Raw genomic sequence first — 19796 nt, 5'->3', positions numbered from 1 at the left:
AATTTATTTGTGGTTACGTTCTGCTGAAACTTTCAAGTACGCATTAACGAAACGGAAAAGCTTCTGAGCCTGTGGATCCTTCAGCATCTTAAGAAGACCGAATAGTCCGATGACTTCGTTGCTCTTCTCTGCCTGATCCTTCGCTTCGATGGCTGTAGCAGCTACATCTTTCACAGAAGTTTTCACAGGTTCTACGATTTCAGAAAGGAATCCTGCCGTATCTTCTTTCAACACTTCATCTGTCGCAAAAGACTGCACCGTGTCATAAGAAGCTGAAAGGATCGTTACCAATTCTGTAAGCTTAGGAAGTTCTTTCACCAAAGTGGTCAAAGATTCCTGGACCTCTGGATTGGAAAGTTGATCCAACAGTTCACGTTCATCTTGAGTGACGGCTTTCTGTTCGCCTTGTTCTCTAGTCAATTCTGACATATCCACTTCTCCTTTTTTTAGCATATAGCTAATTTATAATTAGATAATTTATATCTCTTAAAATATTTTCTCCGACTATAATAGAGTAAAATATAATTATGTGAATTACAACACATACAAGCAAAATAAGTCATTTTATGTTAGAATGCTGGGTTAACAAAATGTTATAAATGTATTTTTTTTACTTTTTAGTTCTTTTCTGTACGGCTGCACCGGTTCTCCTTGTACTTCTATTCCCTGTCACGCCTCCATGCAAGCGCCCTTCTTTCCAATTGCGCAACGTAATTCTTTTTTGCGGGACTGTATCCGCTCGTGCTTTCATGAATGGCAGCCAGTTTTTCCTTGAACCGGCTGTACGCCTCCACTTCCTCCGGGTGTTGAAGCAGGTAATCTCTTAGAATTAAATGTCTGTCAATCTGGGAATTATCCTGCTGGTAGAAATGAAGGTGATGGGTTCGCTGATCGCCGCCCTTCCGGAACAGCCTTCTTCCTTCAATCCCCCATTCCCCTGCTGCTTCATATCCCTCTGCTTCCAACAACGATGCATAGCCATCGACCGTTTCTATCCTGCGTACAAGCCCCATCATATCGATGACCGGTTTAGCTTTCATGCCAGGAACGGCGGTACTCCCGAAATGCTCGATGGAGATGATCTCTTTACCGAATATCCGCGTTAACAGCCGGGCCTCTGCCTCAAATCTTGTTTGCCACTCTTTCTGATAATCGGTCAGACGCACTTTCAACGTCTTTCCCCCCTTTTTTAATATGTTCCGCAAAAAAGCCCGCATATGGATAACCACATGCGGACGTAACTGCTTCTAAGAGGACTGCTCGAATACTTTTTTCACTTTGGGAACGACTTCCGCACTTCCTTTATCAACATCCTCGATCATCATCGAAACGAGGAGATCCCGGGATTCCGTATCCCAAGCGACAAACCAACCGTTTTCTTGACCATTCTCATCTTCCAGTGACTGTTTCAACTCGGCTGTACCTGTCTTACCGGCAAGCGACAAGCCCTCTGTCACAGGTTTATGGGCAGTCCCTTCTTCATCAGCGACAACCGCACGCAGGTCTTCTTTAATGGTTGCTGCCGTCTCTTCCGATAGCACGTTCTCATGCCACGGTTCTCCTGCTCCTTCGTCTTTTATCAACGTCGGTTTCAGAAGCGTACCGTCCGTTATAAACGGCGTGTAGGTCATCGCCAGATGCAGCGTGCTCATCTGAACCTGCCCCTGCCCATAGCCGGTATCGGCAAGCAGCGGCTCCTGCTCCTTGAATGCATCAGCATTCAGAATCTGAGAGGACTCGACTGGATAAGGGAAAGGAATATCTTCTCCGAAGCCGAACGGTTCTGCCCCTTTAAGGAACGCTTCGCCTCCGATTTCCAGGATGGACCGGGCAAAATAAATATTGTCGGAGCGGACGAGTGCATCACGCAGATTCACTTGTGTATCGACGGCGGCTCCAGGAACCCGGGTGACAGAGTATCCTCCCCAGCCGTCCTGTGTGTATGTGCGATCAGGAATGGAAAGCTCTTCTGCCGGATCAATGGCTCCCGTTTCAAGACCGATTGCTGCGGTAATTGGTTTGAACGTAGATCCTGGTGAATAGGTCCGCGTGAACTTGTTCAGCAATGGACTTCCCGGTGCCTCCTGAAGCTTCTGACGCTCTTCAGCCCCCATGCCGAGTATGAATTGGTTGGGGTCATAGGCAGGTGCGCTGACCATTGCCAGCACTTCCCCTGTCGTAGGGTTGACGGCAGAAGCGGAGCCGGAGTCATCCTTCATTTGGTTATAGACATTCTTCTGGACATCGGATGAGATGGTCAACGTAACATCTTCTCCAGCTACCGGTTCTGTTTCAGCCAATACCTCTTCTTCGTTGCCTTTCTCGTCTCTGATGGCGACCTTTCCTCCCGGTGTCCCGCGCAGTCGATCTTCGAAAACAGCTTCCAGTCCTGCCTGACCGATTCTGCTCGTACTGGAGTACCCTTCGCCTTTTCTATCCTCCAGCTGCTCCGCGGTAATCGCTCCTACGTACCCCGTCAAATGGGCGGCAGCTTCTTTCAGTGGATAGACTCTTGCTCCTTCTGCCTTGAATATGAACCCTTTCGGAAGTTTTTTCAACGCCTCGATTTTCGCTTCGTCATCCGCTGCAACTGCTCCAATCGGCACGAAGGAACTAGGCTCGACCCAAGACTGATCGAGTTTCGCGTCAATCGCCTCGACCGTCATTCCAAGCTCTTCCGAAAGCCCTTCCTTCAATGCTTCTTCCTGTCCTTCTTCGATCTGCTCCGGTACCAAACCGACGCGTTGGACTTCTCCGTTAACGGCAAGTCCCTGACCATCCGCATCAAAGATTTCCCCACGCTCGGAAGAAAGCGAATCGGCATAGACTGTATAGCCTTCCTTCATTCCAGGAAAGATCATGGAAGAGTCCCAATCGATTGCCCAGCGTTCTTCTTCGCCTTCTTCAAACACGAGATTTGCTGCATGAGTGAAATCAATCTCTCCACCGATCGATCCCATCTTCACTCCAAAATCGAAGGAAGGTTCCTCTCCCTCTCCATAGTCTTCCGACTCCTCGGGCAGATCATATGTAACCGCCAAGTCCTCCATGGAGATTCCGTCATAGATGGTTTCATAGCGATCCACAAACTCTTCTTCTGTCATCAAACCCTGGGAACTTTCACTTAACAATCCGTACATTTTGTCGTACTCTCCGTTTTCCCAGGCATCCATATAGGCCGTGAACGTATCTTCAGGCTTCGGCTGCTGACTGCAGGCAACAAGGCTTAAAAACACCAAGACTGCAGCCCATAGCTTCCAACTCCTCATAAACTCTCCCCTTCTTCTGTCATCTTCTGACAAAACTCTAGTATCTCTTACATAGTATATCAAAATATTCTGTATCAAAAAGAATCCAGCTCGTAAAAAAGCACGCGGCCCTTTTTCCTGGTCCACGTGCTTTCTGTTTATCGATTGAATTCAATAAGATTGCCGTCGGGGTCGGAGATAAACACTTGATGCCACTCTGTTTTGTTGTGCGGCTTATTCAGCATGGCCACATCATTCGCTTCCATCTTCTCTATGAATGCTTCCACATTATGTACACGTACAGCAAAGTGGGCATCGCGGGAGTCAATTTCCGTCGTATCTCTCCTCGCTTGTCCTGCCTCGTGCTGAATCAAATGGATTTGGGTCTCTCCTAATTGATACCAGGCACCGGGGAAGCCGAAGTCCGGGCGTTCCTTACTTTCTTGAAATCCCAATACTTCCCCGTAAAAATGTTTCGCCCTATCCAGATCCGTTATTAATATAGATACATGATGAATCCCTTCATACATTTCCAAACACTCCTTCTTTCTCTTACGTCTACCCTTTTTACATTCCATATATCCATACTAAATCCCTTTTAGATATTTGCTATACTAAATAATGGAATGGATGAAGGAGGAGGAACCGAATGAAACGACTATATTTCCTGCACGGGTTCATGGGGACAGCAGAAACGCACTTCCAAAGCCAGCTTATTCATTTAAAAGAAGAGTTTGAACTTGTTCCCCTCGATTTACCAGGACATGGATCCTGCTCAACAGATGCCGGTGATCCATACTTCCCGTCAGCCCTCCAATGGGTAATCGAACGGATACAGGAAGAAGGAAAGGGCTTCCTATGGGGATTGTCCCTCGGAGCTTCGCTTGCTGTTCATACCGCGATCAAACTTCCACAATATGTAGAAGGAATCATCCTGACAGGCTACACTCCCAGGGTCCCCGAGTCGCTGACAGAGGTGATGAACAAGCAATATGACTACTTCCTTCACATCGAAGAACACGAGAGAAGCCTCGCCGACCAGTTCAAAGCCCTGCATGGGGACAGATGGAAATCCACATTGAGAAACGTACTTCACGGGATGACCTTCCACTACCCTGCATTAGATGATGAAGCAATCGAGCAATTAACCGCTCCGACGCTCGTATTAAACGGAAGCACAGAGAAGCACGAACGGGAAGCTGCCATACATATGAAAGCACGTAACGCTGCCATCCAGATCGGTCTGCTTCCGAACGCCGGCCATACTGCAAATATGGACCAACCGGAAGCATGCAGTAAATTGGCATCGTCCTTCCTGCAAGGCTTGTAGACTAGCGAAACCATTCGACAAGGCCGATCATACTTAACAGTCCAATAAGAAAGGAAAAGGTCGCCAGGCGCTCGTATCCATGACCGTGTGTTTCCGGAATTAATTCTTTATATACGATGAACAACATGGCACCGGCGGCGAACGCGAGCCCGTATGGAACGATCCATAGCGCTGCACCAACGGCGAAGAAACCGAAGACGCCCGCAAAGAACTCAATACAGCCGGTAAGTGTCGCAAATAAAAATGCCCGCAGCTTGGACACTTCCTGATTCATAAGAAAGAGCGCGACAAGAAAACCTTCCGGAGCGTTCTGTAAAGCCATCGACAAAGCGACCACAAGCCCGAGATTGTCGACATCACTGGCAAGGCTGGCTCCGACTGACAGTCCCTCCGGAATATTATGAAGCGTCATGGCAACGACCAGCATCATCCCCTGAAACGGAAGCATCCGCCCATGCCTTTCATGGTCTGCATCGATGTGGGGAAGGACGTATTCCAAGGCATTTAATAGAAGCGCCCCCAGCAGGACTCCGAAACAGAGGACATATAAATTCGTCAGTTTAAGCGATGCCGGGATCAGTCCGTATGTAGAAGCAGCTACCATGACCCCAGCTGTGTAAGCAAGAATTGTATCCATACCCCTGTGGGAAATCTGCCTGATGGCAAGAACCGGCAGTGCCCCGGCCGCCGTTGCGAAAGCAGATATCAACATAACTCCGATATTCCAATCCATGCCGCTCCCCCCACATTCGTCCTGCTTCCACTATACGTAACAGCATGTCCGGATAGAAGCTCTTTTCTTTCACACAAAAAAGCCCCCTTTAAGGGAGCCTTTTTCGCAGACTGTCTAGAAACTCCGAGAAAGGGATCAAAGGGAGAAAAACCTTCCTCTCATGAAAATTTCAAAGCAACCATCGATAACTATAGAATACAGGAATGAAACGAAAGATAGACATGTATAACAAAGGGTGGAGGGGAATAAAGCAGACTCCTGTGGGAATAGTGGCACAGGTGAGACCCCGGAAGAGCGCAGCGATGAGCAGGCTCGCCGGCCACCCCACGAACAGCGCTCTATTCCCCGGAGCCCGATTTCTCCCTCTGAAAAGTACTTCTTCTACAAGTTGAAAAAAGGCTCCCTGTAAGGAAGCCTCATCGTCATTCACCCAGCTGCTGAATTTCTTCGATTTGATCAACGATCTGCGACAGCTCACTCATTGTCTGAAACAGTTCTGTGTTTTCAATGACGGACGGGTCGAGGGTTCCGTTCTCCACGTTATCCAAGTAAACTTGGATACCCTCCAATGCCTTGTCATTCTGTGAAACGACCTGTTGATGCAGATCTTCCGCAACAGAAGGCGCATCCAGCTCATTGAATTCTTCTATATCCGCCTTCATTTCTTCCAGCTTTGTCTCCAGCTCACCAGCGGCATCCGGATCTTGAACTGCCTGTTCCGCAAGAGACGGTGCTTCTTGTGCAAAAGAACTGGCTTCATTGGCATATTCCGTCGCTTCATTGACGTACGACAGGGAATTATTCACTCCCTCCAGCATCGAACAACCGCCGAGCACGCCGATTGCTCCTACTAAAGCTGCCGATAATTTCTTCATGTCATCCCTACTTTTTTCTTTTAGTATAGCACGAACCCCATAAAAATAGACCCTCCATCCGAGGGCCTTCCTGCTATTATCAATAGACTCCCTGGCGGTTGCCAGGAAGCAGAAATTTCCGGTATTCATAGTGTGATTTGGGTGATCAAAGCTTTCAGTTTCGTAATCGACAGCGGTGGTGCGACAGGATAATGCTTCTGGATAAAAGCATCCTTCTTCTTATTCCAAGCCTCCGGACCGACCTTTCCATCAAGAACGGCCATCATCTTCCCAATCAAGAGATTCGGATCCTGAAAAATGTATTCGCTCAGGTCGCTGTAGTAATTCGTAGTGCTCGACGCTAATGCTTTCAACTTCCAGATGAATGCTGGTTTACCAGCAAGCAGTGCTTCCATCACGATCGTCGATTCGTAACTGACGACCGCATCCACATTTTGCAGCAGATCATATAAGTGCACACCATTTGCGAACTTGACCGTTTTATATTTTTGCTGGAGGGCAAGCGTTTGGGACGTTCTACTCTGTTTGCCATTCCTCGGCTTGATCAGAATGTTGTATTTCCCTGTTTTCAAGAGCTTATCAATGATGATTTGTGGAATTTCCGTCTCCTGATGATGCAGAACCAGCAGAATGGTCTTCTTAGTCGGTACAAGTTTGAACTTCGCCTGAAAGACTTTGGGAGACATCGGTTTTCTCTTCACCATTTCGTCGAACCTAGGATGGCCGACCACTTTGATGACTGCCGGAGGGACACCTTTACTGGTGTACCAGGCTACATCTTTCGTCCCGTACACACCGAGATAGGTAGCGGCACGCGGGAGGTATCCGAATTCAAGCAGTGGAATGCCGTGCTGAAGACAAATGGAGGGGATCCCTTTACTCGCAGCTGTCAATGCCAGTATCCTCGTGTCACTGCTGTTCGTCGTACCAAGCACGAGACAGGAAGCCGGGTAGCTCGCGAAGAACTTATTGGCAGCGAAGATCTGCTTCATGACGACCGGAATCTGTCTCAGCAATCGTTTCTTGAAATGTTTATTCCCGTAAATAAGATGTGATCGTTTGGAGAGAAGAATACGATTTGCTTTCTTTTTGAAATTATCTATCATCTTCTTAGGAATCGTTTCATATTTGCTTAATGCAATAGACGGAATAGATGATTTTACCTGGGACGGCCGGTGCATGAGCAGGAGAGCTTTACCAGGCTTGAATTGTTCAGCGATCAACGAAGAAGGGATGCGAAGGACATTGTCATAGAAGACGACCCTCCCTTTCCTCTTCACTACTTTCTTCCGGTAAGGGGCCAGATGTTTTTCAAAATGAGCCTGAATGCTTTTTTCTTTGACGATTTTTGTGCGAAGTATTTTCTCCGCTCCTCCGCCTTTTAATTTATGGATGGCATTTTCATGAATAAGGACATAATATGGCATGACGAGAGGCAGGGAAATCCCAAGGTAATTCAATGCTTTAAAGTCATTAATGAAATCACAATAGGATGACCAATACCTTCGTTCGAATTGATTCATGGTAGTCAAAGAACCTCCTTTCTGAAGGACCCGTGCAGCCATAGGTCCCTACCATTTATGAGTCCTTAACTATCTTATGCCGGGATGCTGATTCTGTATGGTTGTGTGACTATGGTTGCAGAAGGGAGAAAAATTTAATCACGAAGGAGCTTGGGATGAATGTTTGGTTGTTACATACACCTCTTTGATTTTCCTCCTTTATTACAGACTGAATATTCCCTCTATTCATCCGGTTGTACAAAATGACGAATTCGGTATTGTCTTCCAGTTTTCGCGTGCTATACTGTGGATATTAACTGAATAACCGATTTCATATAATAGCAGGGATACGGCCTGCGAGTTTCTACCGGTTCACCGTAAATGAACCGACTATGAAAGGAAGAAAAGAAGATGGATGATCGTGTTTGTCATGGTCGTTCTCTATGTTACATGCGCAGCAGCTTTGCTCCCTTCATAGTCAGGGAATGAAGCTGCTGCGCATTTTTTACTTTCCATAAGGAGTGATCCATTCTATGCATCTACTAGAAGAAAAGATAAAAAAAGAAGGCCGCGTCCTTTCCGACACGGTTATCAAGGTCGATTCCTTTCTCAATCATCAGATCGATCCACAGTTGATGAAGGAAATCGGTGAAGGCTTCGCCGAACGATTCCAACAGGCCGGCATTACCAAAATCCTGACGCTGGAATCCTCCGGCATCGCACCGGCCCAAATGACCGGACTCAGCCTTGGAGTACCCGCCATATTCGCAAGGAAGCGGAAATCCCTGACGCTGAATGACCATCTCTATTCTGCCGAAGTCTATTCGTTCACGAAACAGCAGACGAATGAGATATCTGTTTCGAAAGACTACCTGACTGCCGAAGATACCGTCCTCATACTGGATGATTTCCTCGCCAATGGACAGGCAGCACTCGGGCTTGTTGATATTGTTGAACAATCCGGGGCAGCGCTTGCGGGTGTCGGAATTGTCATAGAGAAGGGATTCCAAGACGGCAGGAAGCAGCTTTTGGACAAAGGCATCCGGGTGGAGTCGTTAGCCATTCTATCTTCCCTTGAGAATGGAGAAGTACGCTTCGCTGAAGAGGAGGCGTCCGTATGAAAACAGGTGCACTGGCTGTCCAACACCTCCTTGCTATGTATGCGGGAGCCATTCTCGTCCCACTGATCGTCGGTGCTTCTCTTGGTCTGAATTCCGAGCAGCTCACTTACCTCGTTGCCATAGACATCCTTATGTGCGGCGTGGCGACGATCCTCCAGGTACTGAGGAACCGCTTCTTCGGGATTGGTCTCCCGGTCGTTCTCGGATGTACGTTCACAGCCGTCGGGCCGATGATCGCCATCGGCGGCGAATACGGGGTATCTGCGATATACGGGGCAATTCTAGTATCCGGTTTGTTCGTCATCCTCATCAGCTGGTTTTTCAGTAAATTGGTCCGCTTCTTCCCTCCTGTCGTCACGGGTACGGTCGTTACGATCATCGGGATTACCCTGATCCCTGTTGCTATCAACAATATGGGAGGCGGCGAAGGAGCAAGCGACTTCGGATCCGTTTCAAATATTGCCCTTTCTTTCGGTACGCTCTTATTCATCGTGCTCTTATACCGTTTCACGACAGGCTTCACCAGATCTGTCGCTATTCTGATCGGCATCATCGCCGGCACCGCGGCAGCATCCTTCATGGGGAAAGTCGATGTCACTTCCGTCATGGAAGCTTCCTATTTCCATATGGTCGAGCCCTTCTATTTCGGTACGCCCACCTTCCATTGGTCTGCCATCCTGACGATGATCCTCGTTGCCATGGTGTCTCTCGTTGAATCGACGGGTGTCTATTTCGCTTTGAGTGACTTGACGAAAAAAAAGATCGAAGAGAAGGATTTAGCCAACGGCTATCGAGCAGAAGGGATCGCCATTCTGCTTGGAGGAGTGTTCAACGCTTTTCCTTATACGGCTTTCTCCCAGAACGTCGGTTTGATGCATATGACAGGCGTAAAATCACGCAAAGTCATTTTCGTCACAGGCGCCATGCTCATCACCCTCGGATTCATTCCTAAAATTGCAGCCCTGACCACAATCATCCCGGAACCTGTGTTAGGGGGCGCGATGGTTGCGATGTTCGGCATGGTCATTGCACAGGGAATCAAGATGCTCAGCGCTGTCATCGCGGAATCACACGAGAATTCCATGATCGTCGCCTGTTCTGTAGGGATGGGGCTCGGCGTAACGGTCGTGCCCGAGCTGTTCGCCAAGCTCCCTCAAAGCTTCCAAATCCTCACGAGCAACGGCATCGTCGCTGGAAGCGTAACAGCGATCGTTCTAAATATCCTATTCCATATGCTCCCTTCCAAAGCCTCTAAGAAGGTTACGGTACTAAGCGAACGAGGAGCTTGAATAAACAAGGGGAGCGTAAATGCTCCCCTTGTTTATTTCCATAGAATGTATATACTTATTAAAAAAACAACCAGGGAGAGATGACCATGAACATCCACCAGGCTACCATGGAAGAAGTGGAAGCAGCCGCTGTTTTATTCGATCAATACCGCCAATTCTACAAGCAAGATCCGGATTTAGAAGGAGCGAAAGCCTACATAGAACAACGAATGACGCGGAAGGACTCTGTCATCTTTCTCGTAAAAGAAAAGGATAACTACGTCGGCTTCACCCAGCTCTATCCGACCTATTCTTCCATTTCCATGAGGAACGCTTGGATATTGAATGATTTGTATGTCATACCAGCAGCCCGCGGCAAAGGCATCGGAGAACGTCTGTTGAACAAAGCCAAAGACTTTGCCAAAGATACCGGAGCCGTCAGCCTCAGCCTGTCGACTGCTTTTGATAATTATACGGCGCAAAAGCTGTACGAGAAAAAAGGGTACAGCAAGGAAGCTGATTTCTTCCACTACAGTCTTCCCCTGGACGAAGCCGCAACTATACAAAATCCCTGATAACAGGTAAGGTCAGGCACAGGTCCCGACCTTACCTGTTTTTTTGTCAAAAGGCCCTCATCACCTTCTTCCTCTTCCCGCACCTCCTGCATTCATAGATTGCTTCCGACGCCATTTGCTCATCCCAACCGATATGAACGAAACTGTGCCAGCCGACCCGGCAGCGAATGGCGGTCTCTTTATTAATCCTTACAGCATAGACGGTGAATAAGAACACAGCGGCGAAAAGACAGAGAAAAGGGAAGAAGATAAGGGCATCCCCCGTGATCCATCCCCATAGAAACAGAACCAAAGCTGCGAACAAGAAGACACCGGCAGACTTCTCTATCATGATATCCTCTCCAGACTTAAGCAGAATGTTCCTTTTATTCCCTTCCTTCAATCAGAAAAACTCTTCCTGGGAATATCCCAACAAGAGTCGCTTTCTGCTGTTATTTCAATTTTTTAAAGACCCGAAGCGTATACGCCTTCAATCCGGCAGCTTTTGCATTGCTTTCCGTCACTTGTTTAAAACCGAGATCTTCAAAGATAGCTTTGTAATTACGAGGGAAAATGTGCCAACCTGATGCTTGTTCTGCCTCAACCGTGATGATGTAATCCCGGGATATCCTTGCCATCTCTTCGAAAACCCAGTCGCTGTCCGGGTGTATATGAAGGAGCACGGCCATGGAAAACACGAGATCATAGGAATTGGACGGCAGGCGTTTGATGATTTGTTCCACGGGTGCATTCATGATGTGCGCCGCTTCGGCTAATTCCGGAAACGTCTCCTTCATCGCCATTACCGCTTCCTCGCTGATCTCAATTCCACTCAGGTTCTGGTAGCCCTGCTCTCTTAAATAGTTCAAGTTTCGACCGACGTTGCAGCCGACCTCCAGAATTTGTCCATTTCGGACAATGCATTTGCGGATATATTTGGTCAGGAACTCACTTCTCTCTACTCTCGGAGCATACAAATCTGGTGTACTGCTGCTCTTCCAGTGGTCATGAAGCTCTTCCATCGTTTTTTTCTCTTCTTCCATTCTCTTTATCCCCCCTTCTATTTTCAAGCATACGTTATTCTATGAAAGTTATGGAAAAGCGTATTGGTAGATGACTAAGATACTCTATCTTTTTATCGTTCGTTACAGAATTAAAGATCGAACAAGCTCTGCCAGAACCTTTGTAGAGGTTCCACTGCGGTTCTGGTAAAGGGATGCAATCGTCTTTTCCCTTACAGCATGATACCCCTGTTTATACGACCCATCCTCAAGTAAAAGACAGAGGGCTTCAACGAGCTCTTCCGGCTTCTCAAATCGATAGTATTCCAATGAATTGTAATAATTGGTAGAACTGCGGGACAGGCTGTTCAGCGACCAAAGCAGGACAACCTTTCCAGCAAGCATCGCCTCAAGAACGATCGTAGAGTCATAACTGATCACCGCATCCACATGACGGAGAACGTCATGCAAAGGCAGATCATCGACATAAGTGAGTTTTTTATATTTCTTGGCAAGTGCAAGCGTTGCCTCCGATTGGCGTTGTCTGCCGTTTCGTCGCTTGACTACTATGTTGTACACCGCATTCTTTTGCAGCTCAGAAAGAATGGAATCCACCATCTCCATCTCTTCATGATGAAGCACCAAAAGGATAGTCTTCCTCTTTTTATTCAACGATAATCGATGACAGAAGGCTTCTCTGCTCATTCCTTTCCTCTTATAAATATCATCCATGCGCGGGTGGCCGATCATCCGCAGGGTCACGGACGGAACCCCCCGGCTCTCATACCATCGCTTGTCTCTTTCCCCATAAACGGCCTGGAACGTGGCCACTTTAGGAAGATAACCGAACTCCAGCATAGGAATACCATGCTGCAGACAGATAGTAGGAATGCCCCGCTGCGAGGCAGCAAGTACGAGACTGCGGCTGTCGCTGCTGTTTGTCGTACCGACGATCAGACAGGAAACTTCTGTCGTTTCAAAGAACTTGGCAGCTGCCGCGATTTGCATAAGCGCAGAAGGCAGCAGCATCCGGACCTTCTTCCGAAAATGAACATTTCCATAAATCGGATGGTCGACATACTGATCCATCGTACTATTCCATTCTTTGATAAACGATTTCTTCGTTTCCTTATCCACATGCTGAAGCGAGTAGAAGTACTTCGTCTTATAAGCTGTATAGGGATTGACCGACTGCTTCTGACGGAGAATCAATGTCTCGGCCGGAGAGAAGGTAGACCGTAAGAGGTATTGGGGGATTCTTAATACCGCCTCATAAAAAACGATTTTCCCTTTTCTTTTCGTATTTCTTTTCTTATATGGCTTTAATACTTGTTCAAAGCGTGACTGCAGCTCTTCTTCCTTCGCTAATGGGACAGACCACCTTCCCCCTGCAGCCGGAGTTCCCAACTTATGCAACCCGCGATCCATGATAAGGACGTAATAAGGAAGCACAAGCGCCACAGGAATACCCATAAACTTCAATGCTTTAAATTTATCAAGAAAATCAAAATACGAACTCCAATAGTCTCTTTCATAATCATTCAAACGGAATCCCCCCTTGCTTCGAGAGACGCCGCAGGAGATCCATCAGTCTGGTACCGGACGGCTTGGCCGTTGGATACGCATGATTCAGAAACGACTGTCGTGTTTCTTTCACCTGCTGCTTCCACTGATCGTCGCTGAGGTATTTCCCTACCATACGGGCTACTTTCAGCGGACGCGGGTCTACTAACGGAGTCAGTTTGTCAAAATAACCTGTATAGGTTGGAAATGGGGTGGATAGTACGAACACTGGTTTATCCGCGATCATCGCTTCCAGACCTACGGTTGATAAATAGGTTAAGACGATATCGCTGTGGTGGATCAAATCATATAATGGAATCGCTGCGGATGAATAGATATGAGGAGAAAGTTTCGTGAGCGGATGAGGGGTGCCGCGGTAGAGGAAGTCTTTGATGATGATATTATAGTTTCCTTCTTTACTTAAGTTCTGGACCAGCGTCTTCCACTTATCGACTTGTTTATCTTCTCTTACAATGACAAGAATCGTTTTTTTACCCGGATTTATTTTCAGCTGATTGACAAGCTCTGATTTCATCAGGGACGAACGGCGAAAGAGGTTATCAAACCGCGGATGCCCAATGATTTCAACAGCCGTCTTCTTTACACCGATCTTCTGAAACCATTCCGATTCAAAATGCCCGTACACCCCTTCCACGTCAGCAATTTGGGGCATGTACCCTATTTCATCCCCGATAATTCCATGCTGCATGCAGACCGTCGGGATACCCGCTTCTGCCGCTACCATAGCTATCGTCCTGCTCTGATAATAATGGGTGGATGCAAAAACGATACAGGATACAGGGTTTTTCCGGAAGAAACGATTCGTCTCTTCAATTCTCTGGACAATCCCTGACAATTGTTTGTGGAAGTTCACTCGAAACGATGCATGGTTAAACATAGGATGACCTGAGTATGTTTGAATGATTTTATCCGCTTGCTTTTGCAGCACCTGAACGCTTGCTTCTACAGGGACACGATAGGAACTCAAATAGTTGGACGGAACACCTTGGACCGGAATCCCTTTAACGATTTTCGGCTTCTTCTTTGCAGGAAAATCCTGAAGCAGTACGGTCTGGTCAGGCCGGAAATGCCGATCCATCGTCTCCTTTGGGAAGCGAAGGAGATTGGCCGCATTGTACAAGACGATTTTACCCTTTGGAGCCTTCATCCTTGGAAATAGTTTACTCTTTTTCTTTTTCACATGGGACTGCTTGTATTGATCGAATAGTGCCTGCAGAGCCTTTCTATCCTTCACATCCTTGGATAAATGTTTACGGAAGGCTGCATTCGGTAGATTCTCCCATATATACGTATTCTCATGGTTCAAACTTCTGAAATGGCACAGGTAAGGAATAGAAAACCCTTTATACCTGATCGACTGGAAAGCAGATAAAAACTCTGCATATAAGGACCAGTAATTTCTTGAGGCGTCGTTCATGTCCACACTCCTTTCTTTTTTAGTGAGATTACTCCTAACTATATATATGAAGACTCTATCAATCATGTGAAGTTATCTACCTATCCTACGAACGGTTATCTATTAAAAATGAGCGAAAAGTAACACGTATGCACTCTTCCTGTTTCTTTCCGGCTTCCTTTTCCACAATAGGAACGTCACCTTCGACAGGAAGCCTTTTCAATAGACAAAATAGCTCAGCCCCTGCAATAGAAAAAGAGTAATCCCATGCACCTAATAGTTCCCTGCGCCCATTCCCTTTCTGCCGTCAAAGGGATTAAAATGGTAGTAAGCCTCGATGGATGTCTGATGTATTCTGGGATTTTTTGCAATTAAAAGGGATATCAGGGAGGGGTTCTCCACCTTTTGTAGAACTATACATAATAGTACAGTTCACGCTTCACAGGTTCAGGCTTATACTAAAAGGAAGGTGACTAGTATGTTCAAAAATCCAGTATTTAAGAACGTTCTATTCAAATGGATGCCGCACAAGGAACAAAATATATGTGAGAAAAAACTTGAGAAAGTCATGAAACGTCTGAAGATTGACGACTATCACTTTAACTGGGACCGCAACAGCTGTTTTATCGAATTTGCATACCAAGGCGAACCTTACCGCCTGGAGCATTCGATCGAAAAGGCGAAAGAACGGGGAATTATTTTAAGAAACGGGTTGGACTGTTTGAATGAACTGACCCAGTCTCTCGAAGAGTTGTGTGTCATCCTCGATCGTGGTATTTACAAATTCGAAATGTGGATTACAGGCATGAGGCTTCCTACTGCCAAACCGAAAGATGTCCCGGAGTTCCAGGAGGAATTCCACATTCGTTATAAATCAACCGGCACACAAGCGCCTCCCGAATTCCATAAGAACGAAGAAAACCTTCCGTTCCAAAACGAATTCGAGGAAGAAGCTCCGAATATCCAGCGTCACTCGCTGAAATAACAAAACCAGCCCTTTGCAAAGGGCTGGTTTTTCTTCCTTATGCTACAAACAAGCTGAGGATGAGCGAAACACCGAAACCGACAAGCGCGATGATCGTTTCCATCACCGTCCACGACTTCAACGTATCCTTCTCAGACAATCCGAAGAATCGGTTAACCATCCAGAATCCTGAATCGTTGACGTGAGAAGCAATAGTAGCACCAGACGCAATGGTAATAACCAGCAGCGCAAGCATCGGACCTTCGATTCCCATCGTGTTGATGACAGGAGAAATCAAGCTTGCTGCAGTAACCATCGCTACCGTTGCCGAACCTTGAGCGATACGGACAGCAGCAGCTACAAGGAAGGCGAAGACGATGATCGGCATATTCATGTTACTCATCGTATCGGCAAGGACATCGCCGATTCCTGTTTGTACAAGTACCTCACCGAAGACTCCACCGGCACCGGTGATCAAGATAATGACACCTGCAGGTTCCAGAGACTTCGTGGCAATCTTCTGGATTTCCTCTTTCGTATAACCACGGCGTGTTCCAAGTAGATAGAACGTAACTAAAGCGGTCATTGTTAAAGCAACACCGGGATCACCGATGAAGGAGAAGACCGTTACCCACGTGCTTCCTTCTGGTAAAGCGGCACTGCCGAACGTATTAAGTAGAATCAAGAATAGTGGAAGCAGGATAAGAAAAGCGATCATACCGAAGCTTGGAAGCTCCTTATCGTATTCTTTTCCTTTTGCTTCTTCTGCCATGTTCTTCAGCATTTCTGCAGGCACTTTGACATGGATTTTCTTACCGATGTACGTTCCGAATACCGGCCCTGCAAGGATCGCTGCCGGAATTCCGGCAATGAATCCGAAGAGGATAACCCAGCCGATGTTGGCACCGATCAAGGATGCTACAGCGATCGGTCCCGGAGTAGGCGGGATGAAGCTGTGTGTAACGGCAAGACCTGCAAGCAACGGAATACCGAAGTGCAGCAATGATTTCCCTGTTTTCTGTGCAAGACTATATAAAATAGGAACGAGAATGACAAAGGCTACATCTAGAAAAACGGGAATGGAAATAATGAAACCGGTAAGCACCAGCGCCCAGTTGACGCGTTTTTCACCGAATTTGTTCATCAAGGTCAGAGCAAGACGTTCCGCTCCGCCGGATGCTTTAAGAATTTCTCCGAACATAGCTCCGATACCGATGATGACCGCGACCTCAGCGACGGTACCTCCCATCCCTGCCTGAACCGCTTCCAAAACTTCCATCGGATTCATTCCGGACAAGAGTCCGACAATGTAACTCACAAGAATCAACGCGATGAACGCCTGCAGCTTCGTCTTCATGACGAGGAATAACAGCAGAGCGACTCCGAATACTGCAAGCAGGATCAATCCTGTTGTAGACATAATTATCTCTCCTTCATAGTTGTAAATACGAGTGAATTTTCTTTACCATTCAGCGACGGTACCGTCCGCATGCCGCCAGATCGGATTCTTCCAAAGCTCCGCCTGTTCCGACATTTCCTTGACTTTCTCTTCGTTGATATCGATTCCAAGCCCTGGTCCTTTCGGGATTTTCACCGAACCATTCTCATATTCAAAGACGGTCGGATCCACAAGGTAATCAAGCAGATCGCTTCCCTTGTTATAGTGAATACCTAGACTCTGTTCCTGGATGATGCAGTTAGGCGTACAGGCGTCGACCTGCAGGGACGCTGCGAGATTGATCGGTCCGAGTGGCGCGTGCGGCGCGACTGCTACATCAAAGGCTTCTGCCATAGCGGCGATTTTTTTCGTTTCCAGAATCCCACCAGCGTGTGACAAGTCCGGCTGAATGATGTCCACTACTCCATCCCTCAATAATTGCTTGAATCCCCAGCGGGTGTAGTTCCGTTCGCCTGTTGCAATCGGAGTCGTCGTGTGCTGTGCAATCTCTCTAAAGGACTCTGCATTTTCTGTCAGAACCGGCTCTTCAATGAACATCGGACGATACTGCTCCAGCTCTTTGACGAGTATTTTCGCCATCGCTTTATGGACGCGCCCGTGGAAATCGATTCCAATTCCAAAATCCTGTCCGACAGCTTCACGAATTCCCGCTACCCTTGCTACTGCTGCATCGACTTTGGTATAGCTGTCTATGTAATTCATTTCTTCTGTACCATTCATCTTAATTGCGGTGAAGCCTGCCTCCGCTTTTTCCTTGGCAGCAGCTCCTACATCGCTGGGCCGGTCGCCTCCGATCCAAGAGTAAACTTGGATATTGTCACGGACAGATCCGCCGAGCATTTCATGGACAGGCATGTGGTAATACTTCCCTTTGATGTCCCACAGCGCTTGTTCGATACCGGAAATGGCACTCATCAGGATTGGTCCTCCACGATAGAAACCGCCTCGGTACAATACCTGGAAGTGGTCTTCAATGTGACGCGGATCTTTACCAATCAGATAGTCCATCAATTCTGTAACACAGGCAGCAACGGTATGCGTACGTCCTTCCACAACAGGCTCTCCCCATCCGCAGACGCCTATATCAGTTTCTATTTTCAAGAACAACCAACGTGGTGGCAGCTGATACAGTTTGAAATCTATGATTTTCATACTCTCTCCACATCCTTTATCGCTTCACTGAATTGTCTTGCCGTTTCTGTCAATTCCCTGAGTGCCGTTTCATCCATCGTCTTATTGGAAGGGACAAGCGAGCTGCCAAGCCCTGCGGCTACTGCTCCTTTATCAAAGTATTCGCGGACGTTGGACAGGTCGACTCCACCTGTAGGCATTAACGGGATGTGTGGCAGCGGTCCGTGTACATCTTTGATATACCCAGGTCCCATCGCTCCTGCCGGAAAGACTTTAATCATGTCTGCACCCTGCTCATAGGCTGTCAAAATCTCAGTCGGAGTCATTGCTCCCGGAATACTTACAACGCCGTACCGTTTCGCCATCGTGATCGTTTCTTTGTCGACCGTCGGCGAGAAGATGAACTGCGCTCCGGCAAGAATGGCTGTCCGTGCTGTTTCCGGATCCAGTACCGTTCCGGCTCCGACAATCATGCGCTCACCGAAAGCTTCCTTGACTTGACGGATATGCTCGTCGAATCGTGGAGTATCCACCGTGATTTCCATCATGTGCACCCCACCGTCATGCAGCGACTGGGCGATGTTCACTATATCTTCTTCTTGTTTCCCACGAAGAATCGCTACAAGCTTATGCTCTAACATTCGTTGAAAGACTGTTCCCATTTGTCCATTCCTCCTTATCGCTCTACATCCTCTTTGACATCCTGATTTTGAAACGCTTCGACACGTTCCTTCGTTGGCAGACCTTCTACGTCACCCTCGACTAACGTGACCATGGCCCCTGCAGCATTTCCGCGTCTGCAAGCCTCTTCTACCGGCAAACCGTCCAGCAGGCCTGAGAGACAGCCGGCTGCGAATGCATCGCCCGCACCGACCGGATCGACCACATCATCGATGGGATAACCATCGACATAGCCTGTGAATGAATGGTCTTTCACGTAAGCTCCCCTTTTGCCGAGCTTCATGATGACGACAGAAGCTCCAAGTTCATGAAATCTATCAGCCAGCTGCTCCGTAGAAGATGGTCCAAAAAGGAATTCTGCTTCATCGATACCGGGCAGCACAATGTCCGCCATGGAGGCAATTTCCAACAGAGCCGATCGTGCTTCTTCTTCTCCCCACAACTTCTTCCGCAGATTCGGATCGAAAACCACTGTTACGCCGTTACGCTTGGCATAATGAACAGCAGTTAAAACGCTTTCAAGACAACTTGAACTGAGCGCTGGTGTAATACCTGTAATATGCAGGAACCGGGCGCCGGCGATATAGGATTCGTCCAGATCGTCCGGAGTCATCGCACTCGCTGCAGATCCTTTACGGTAATACTGGACCCGCATCTCGTTCGGTGTCAGCTTCTCTTTGAACATGATACCTGTAGGAGCTCCTCCGTACGAAGTAACTTTGTTGACGTCCACTCCTTCTCCTCGGATGAAGCTGCGAACCTTCTCACCGAATTCATCGTCTCCTACTTTGCTGATAAATCCAACATCATGTCCTAATCGTGCAAGGGCGATGGCAACGTTCGATTCTGCACCAGCCACTTTCATTGCAAAGTCTGAAGCGTAACGCATCAGTCCTGAAGATTTGGACGTGAAAGTAACCATCGTCTCTCCCAGTGTGACTACATCCAT

Annotated in this window: 20 protein-coding genes and 1 riboswitch; of the genes, 5 read left to right on the top strand and 15 right to left on the bottom strand. The window is 47.5% G+C overall.

Annotated elements, in window-relative coordinates; genetic code table 11:
* Nucleotides 1-3: 3 nt before the first annotated feature.
* From M662_RS03000 to M662_RS02985, 4 genes are all read right to left on the bottom strand, one after another.
* Complete coding sequence (locus M662_RS03000; RefSeq protein WP_008640429.1) at nt 4-429, bottom strand: helical membrane plugin domain-containing protein; 426 nt, start codon at nt 427-429, stop codon at nt 4-6.
* Nucleotides 430-659: 230 nt separating this feature from the next.
* Nucleotides 660-1172, bottom strand: coding sequence for a GrpB family protein (locus M662_RS02995; protein ID WP_026578759.1), 513 nt, complete (start codon nt 1170-1172; stop codon nt 660-662).
* A 75-nt stretch (nt 1173-1247) separates the two neighbouring features.
* Entirely contained in the window at nt 1248-3269 is a 2022-nt protein-coding gene (locus M662_RS02990) for a penicillin-binding transpeptidase domain-containing protein (RefSeq protein ID WP_051348993.1), read from the bottom strand.
* A 137-nt stretch (nt 3270-3406) separates the two neighbouring features.
* Nucleotides 3407-3778, bottom strand: coding sequence for a VOC family protein (locus M662_RS02985; RefSeq protein WP_008636440.1), 372 nt, complete (start codon nt 3776-3778; stop codon nt 3407-3409).
* A 119-nt stretch (nt 3779-3897) separates the two neighbouring features.
* Between M662_RS02985 and M662_RS02980 the strand changes: the two genes are divergently transcribed.
* Nucleotides 3898-4578 carry an alpha/beta fold hydrolase gene (locus M662_RS02980; RefSeq protein WP_008636437.1) on the top strand — a complete coding sequence of 227 codons (681 nt, stop codon included), beginning with the start codon at nt 3898-3900 and terminating at the stop codon, nt 4576-4578.
* Nucleotide 4579: 1 nt separating this feature from the next.
* On the opposite strand, the gene M662_RS02975 is transcribed toward M662_RS02980, so the two are convergent.
* The 3 genes from M662_RS02975 to M662_RS02965 all read right to left on the bottom strand — a co-directional run bounded on the left by M662_RS02975 (nt 4580) and on the right by M662_RS02965 (nt 7718).
* Nucleotides 4580-5311: a ZIP family metal transporter gene (locus M662_RS02975; protein ID WP_026578761.1), complete on the bottom strand. Its 732-nt coding sequence runs from the start codon at nt 5309-5311 to the stop codon at nt 4580-4582.
* 422 nt (nt 5312-5733) lie between these two features.
* Nucleotides 5734-6186, bottom strand: coding sequence for a DUF6376 family protein (locus tag M662_RS02970; protein WP_008636432.1), 453 nt, complete (start codon nt 6184-6186; stop codon nt 5734-5736).
* A 125-nt stretch (nt 6187-6311) separates the two neighbouring features.
* On the bottom strand, nt 6312-7718 hold the full coding sequence (locus M662_RS02965) for a glycosyltransferase family protein (protein ID WP_152522242.1): 1407 nt from the start codon (nt 7716-7718) through the stop codon (nt 6312-6314).
* Nucleotides 7719-7999: 281 nt separating this feature from the next.
* A riboswitch (purine riboswitch) is annotated at nt 8000-8101 on the top strand.
* A 120-nt stretch (nt 8102-8221) separates the two neighbouring features.
* On the opposite strand from M662_RS02965, the gene M662_RS02960 reads away from it, so the two are divergent.
* From M662_RS02960 to M662_RS02950, 3 genes are all read left to right on the top strand, one after another.
* A complete protein-coding gene (locus tag M662_RS02960; RefSeq protein WP_026578763.1) occupies nt 8222-8809 on the top strand; it encodes a xanthine phosphoribosyltransferase in 588 nt (195 codons plus the stop codon).
* Nucleotides 8806-10098 carry a nucleobase:cation symporter-2 family protein gene (locus M662_RS02955; RefSeq protein ID WP_008636428.1) on the top strand — a complete coding sequence of 431 codons (1293 nt, stop codon included), beginning with the start codon at nt 8806-8808 and terminating at the stop codon, nt 10096-10098. Before M662_RS02960 ends, M662_RS02955 begins: the two co-directional genes overlap by 4 nt.
* 86 nt (nt 10099-10184) lie before the next feature.
* The gene (locus M662_RS02950; RefSeq protein ID WP_026578764.1) at nt 10185-10652 is read left to right on the top strand and encodes a GNAT family N-acetyltransferase; all 468 of its coding nucleotides are present in this window, start codon (nt 10185-10187) and stop codon (nt 10650-10652) included.
* 46 nt (nt 10653-10698) lie between these two features.
* Here the strand turns inward: M662_RS02950 and M662_RS02945 are convergent, their stop codons facing one another.
* The 4 genes from M662_RS02945 to M662_RS02930 form a co-directional block, all read right to left on the bottom strand.
* On the bottom strand, nt 10699-10983 hold the full coding sequence (locus M662_RS02945) for a hypothetical protein (protein ID WP_152522243.1): 285 nt from the start codon (nt 10981-10983) through the stop codon (nt 10699-10701).
* Between the two features lie 100 nt (nt 10984-11083).
* Nucleotides 11084-11674 (bottom strand): class I SAM-dependent methyltransferase, encoded by a 591-nt coding sequence (locus M662_RS02940; protein ID WP_026578766.1) that lies wholly within the window; start codon nt 11672-11674, stop codon nt 11084-11086.
* Nucleotides 11675-11776: 102 nt separating this feature from the next.
* On the bottom strand, nt 11777-13177 hold the full coding sequence (locus M662_RS02935; RefSeq protein ID WP_026578767.1) for a glycosyltransferase family protein: 1401 nt from the start codon (nt 13175-13177) through the stop codon (nt 11777-11779).
* Nucleotides 13170-14633: a CDP-glycerol glycerophosphotransferase family protein gene (locus M662_RS02930; RefSeq protein ID WP_026578768.1), complete on the bottom strand. Its 1464-nt coding sequence runs from the start codon at nt 14631-14633 to the stop codon at nt 13170-13172. Before M662_RS02930 ends, M662_RS02935 begins: the two co-directional genes overlap by 8 nt.
* A 457-nt stretch (nt 14634-15090) precedes the next feature.
* Between M662_RS02930 and M662_RS02925 the strand changes: the two genes are divergently transcribed.
* A complete protein-coding gene (locus tag M662_RS02925; RefSeq protein WP_008636419.1) occupies nt 15091-15597 on the top strand; it encodes a hypothetical protein in 507 nt (168 codons plus the stop codon).
* A gap of 37 nt (nt 15598-15634) precedes the next feature.
* On the opposite strand, the gene M662_RS02920 is transcribed toward M662_RS02925, so the two are convergent.
* Genes M662_RS02920 through M662_RS02905 form a run of 4 tightly spaced genes read right to left on the bottom strand, consistent with a single transcriptional unit; the run spans nt 15635 to nt 19796 of the window.
* Nucleotides 15635-16996 (bottom strand): GntP family permease, encoded by a 1362-nt coding sequence (locus tag M662_RS02920; protein ID WP_008636418.1) that lies wholly within the window; start codon nt 16994-16996, stop codon nt 15635-15637.
* Nucleotides 16997-17038: 42 nt separating this feature from the next.
* On the bottom strand, nt 17039-18187 hold the full coding sequence (dgoD, locus tag M662_RS02915; protein ID WP_026578769.1) for a galactonate dehydratase: 1149 nt from the start codon (nt 18185-18187) through the stop codon (nt 17039-17041).
* Nucleotides 18184-18828, bottom strand: coding sequence for a bifunctional 4-hydroxy-2-oxoglutarate aldolase/2-dehydro-3-deoxy-phosphogluconate aldolase (locus M662_RS02910; protein WP_026578770.1), 645 nt, complete (start codon nt 18826-18828; stop codon nt 18184-18186). Before M662_RS02910 ends, dgoD begins: the two co-directional genes overlap by 4 nt.
* A gap of 14 nt (nt 18829-18842) precedes the next feature.
* Nucleotides 18843-19796: a sugar kinase gene (locus M662_RS02905; protein WP_008636415.1), complete on the bottom strand. Its 954-nt coding sequence runs from the start codon at nt 19794-19796 to the stop codon at nt 18843-18845.

The organism is Bacillus sp. SB49 (genome assembly GCF_000469135.2).
GTDB lineage: Bacteria > Bacillota > Bacilli > Bacillales > Halobacillaceae > Halobacillus.
Note: the sequence above shows the minus strand (reverse complement) of the source record. Positions and strands in the feature narration are given on the sequence as shown.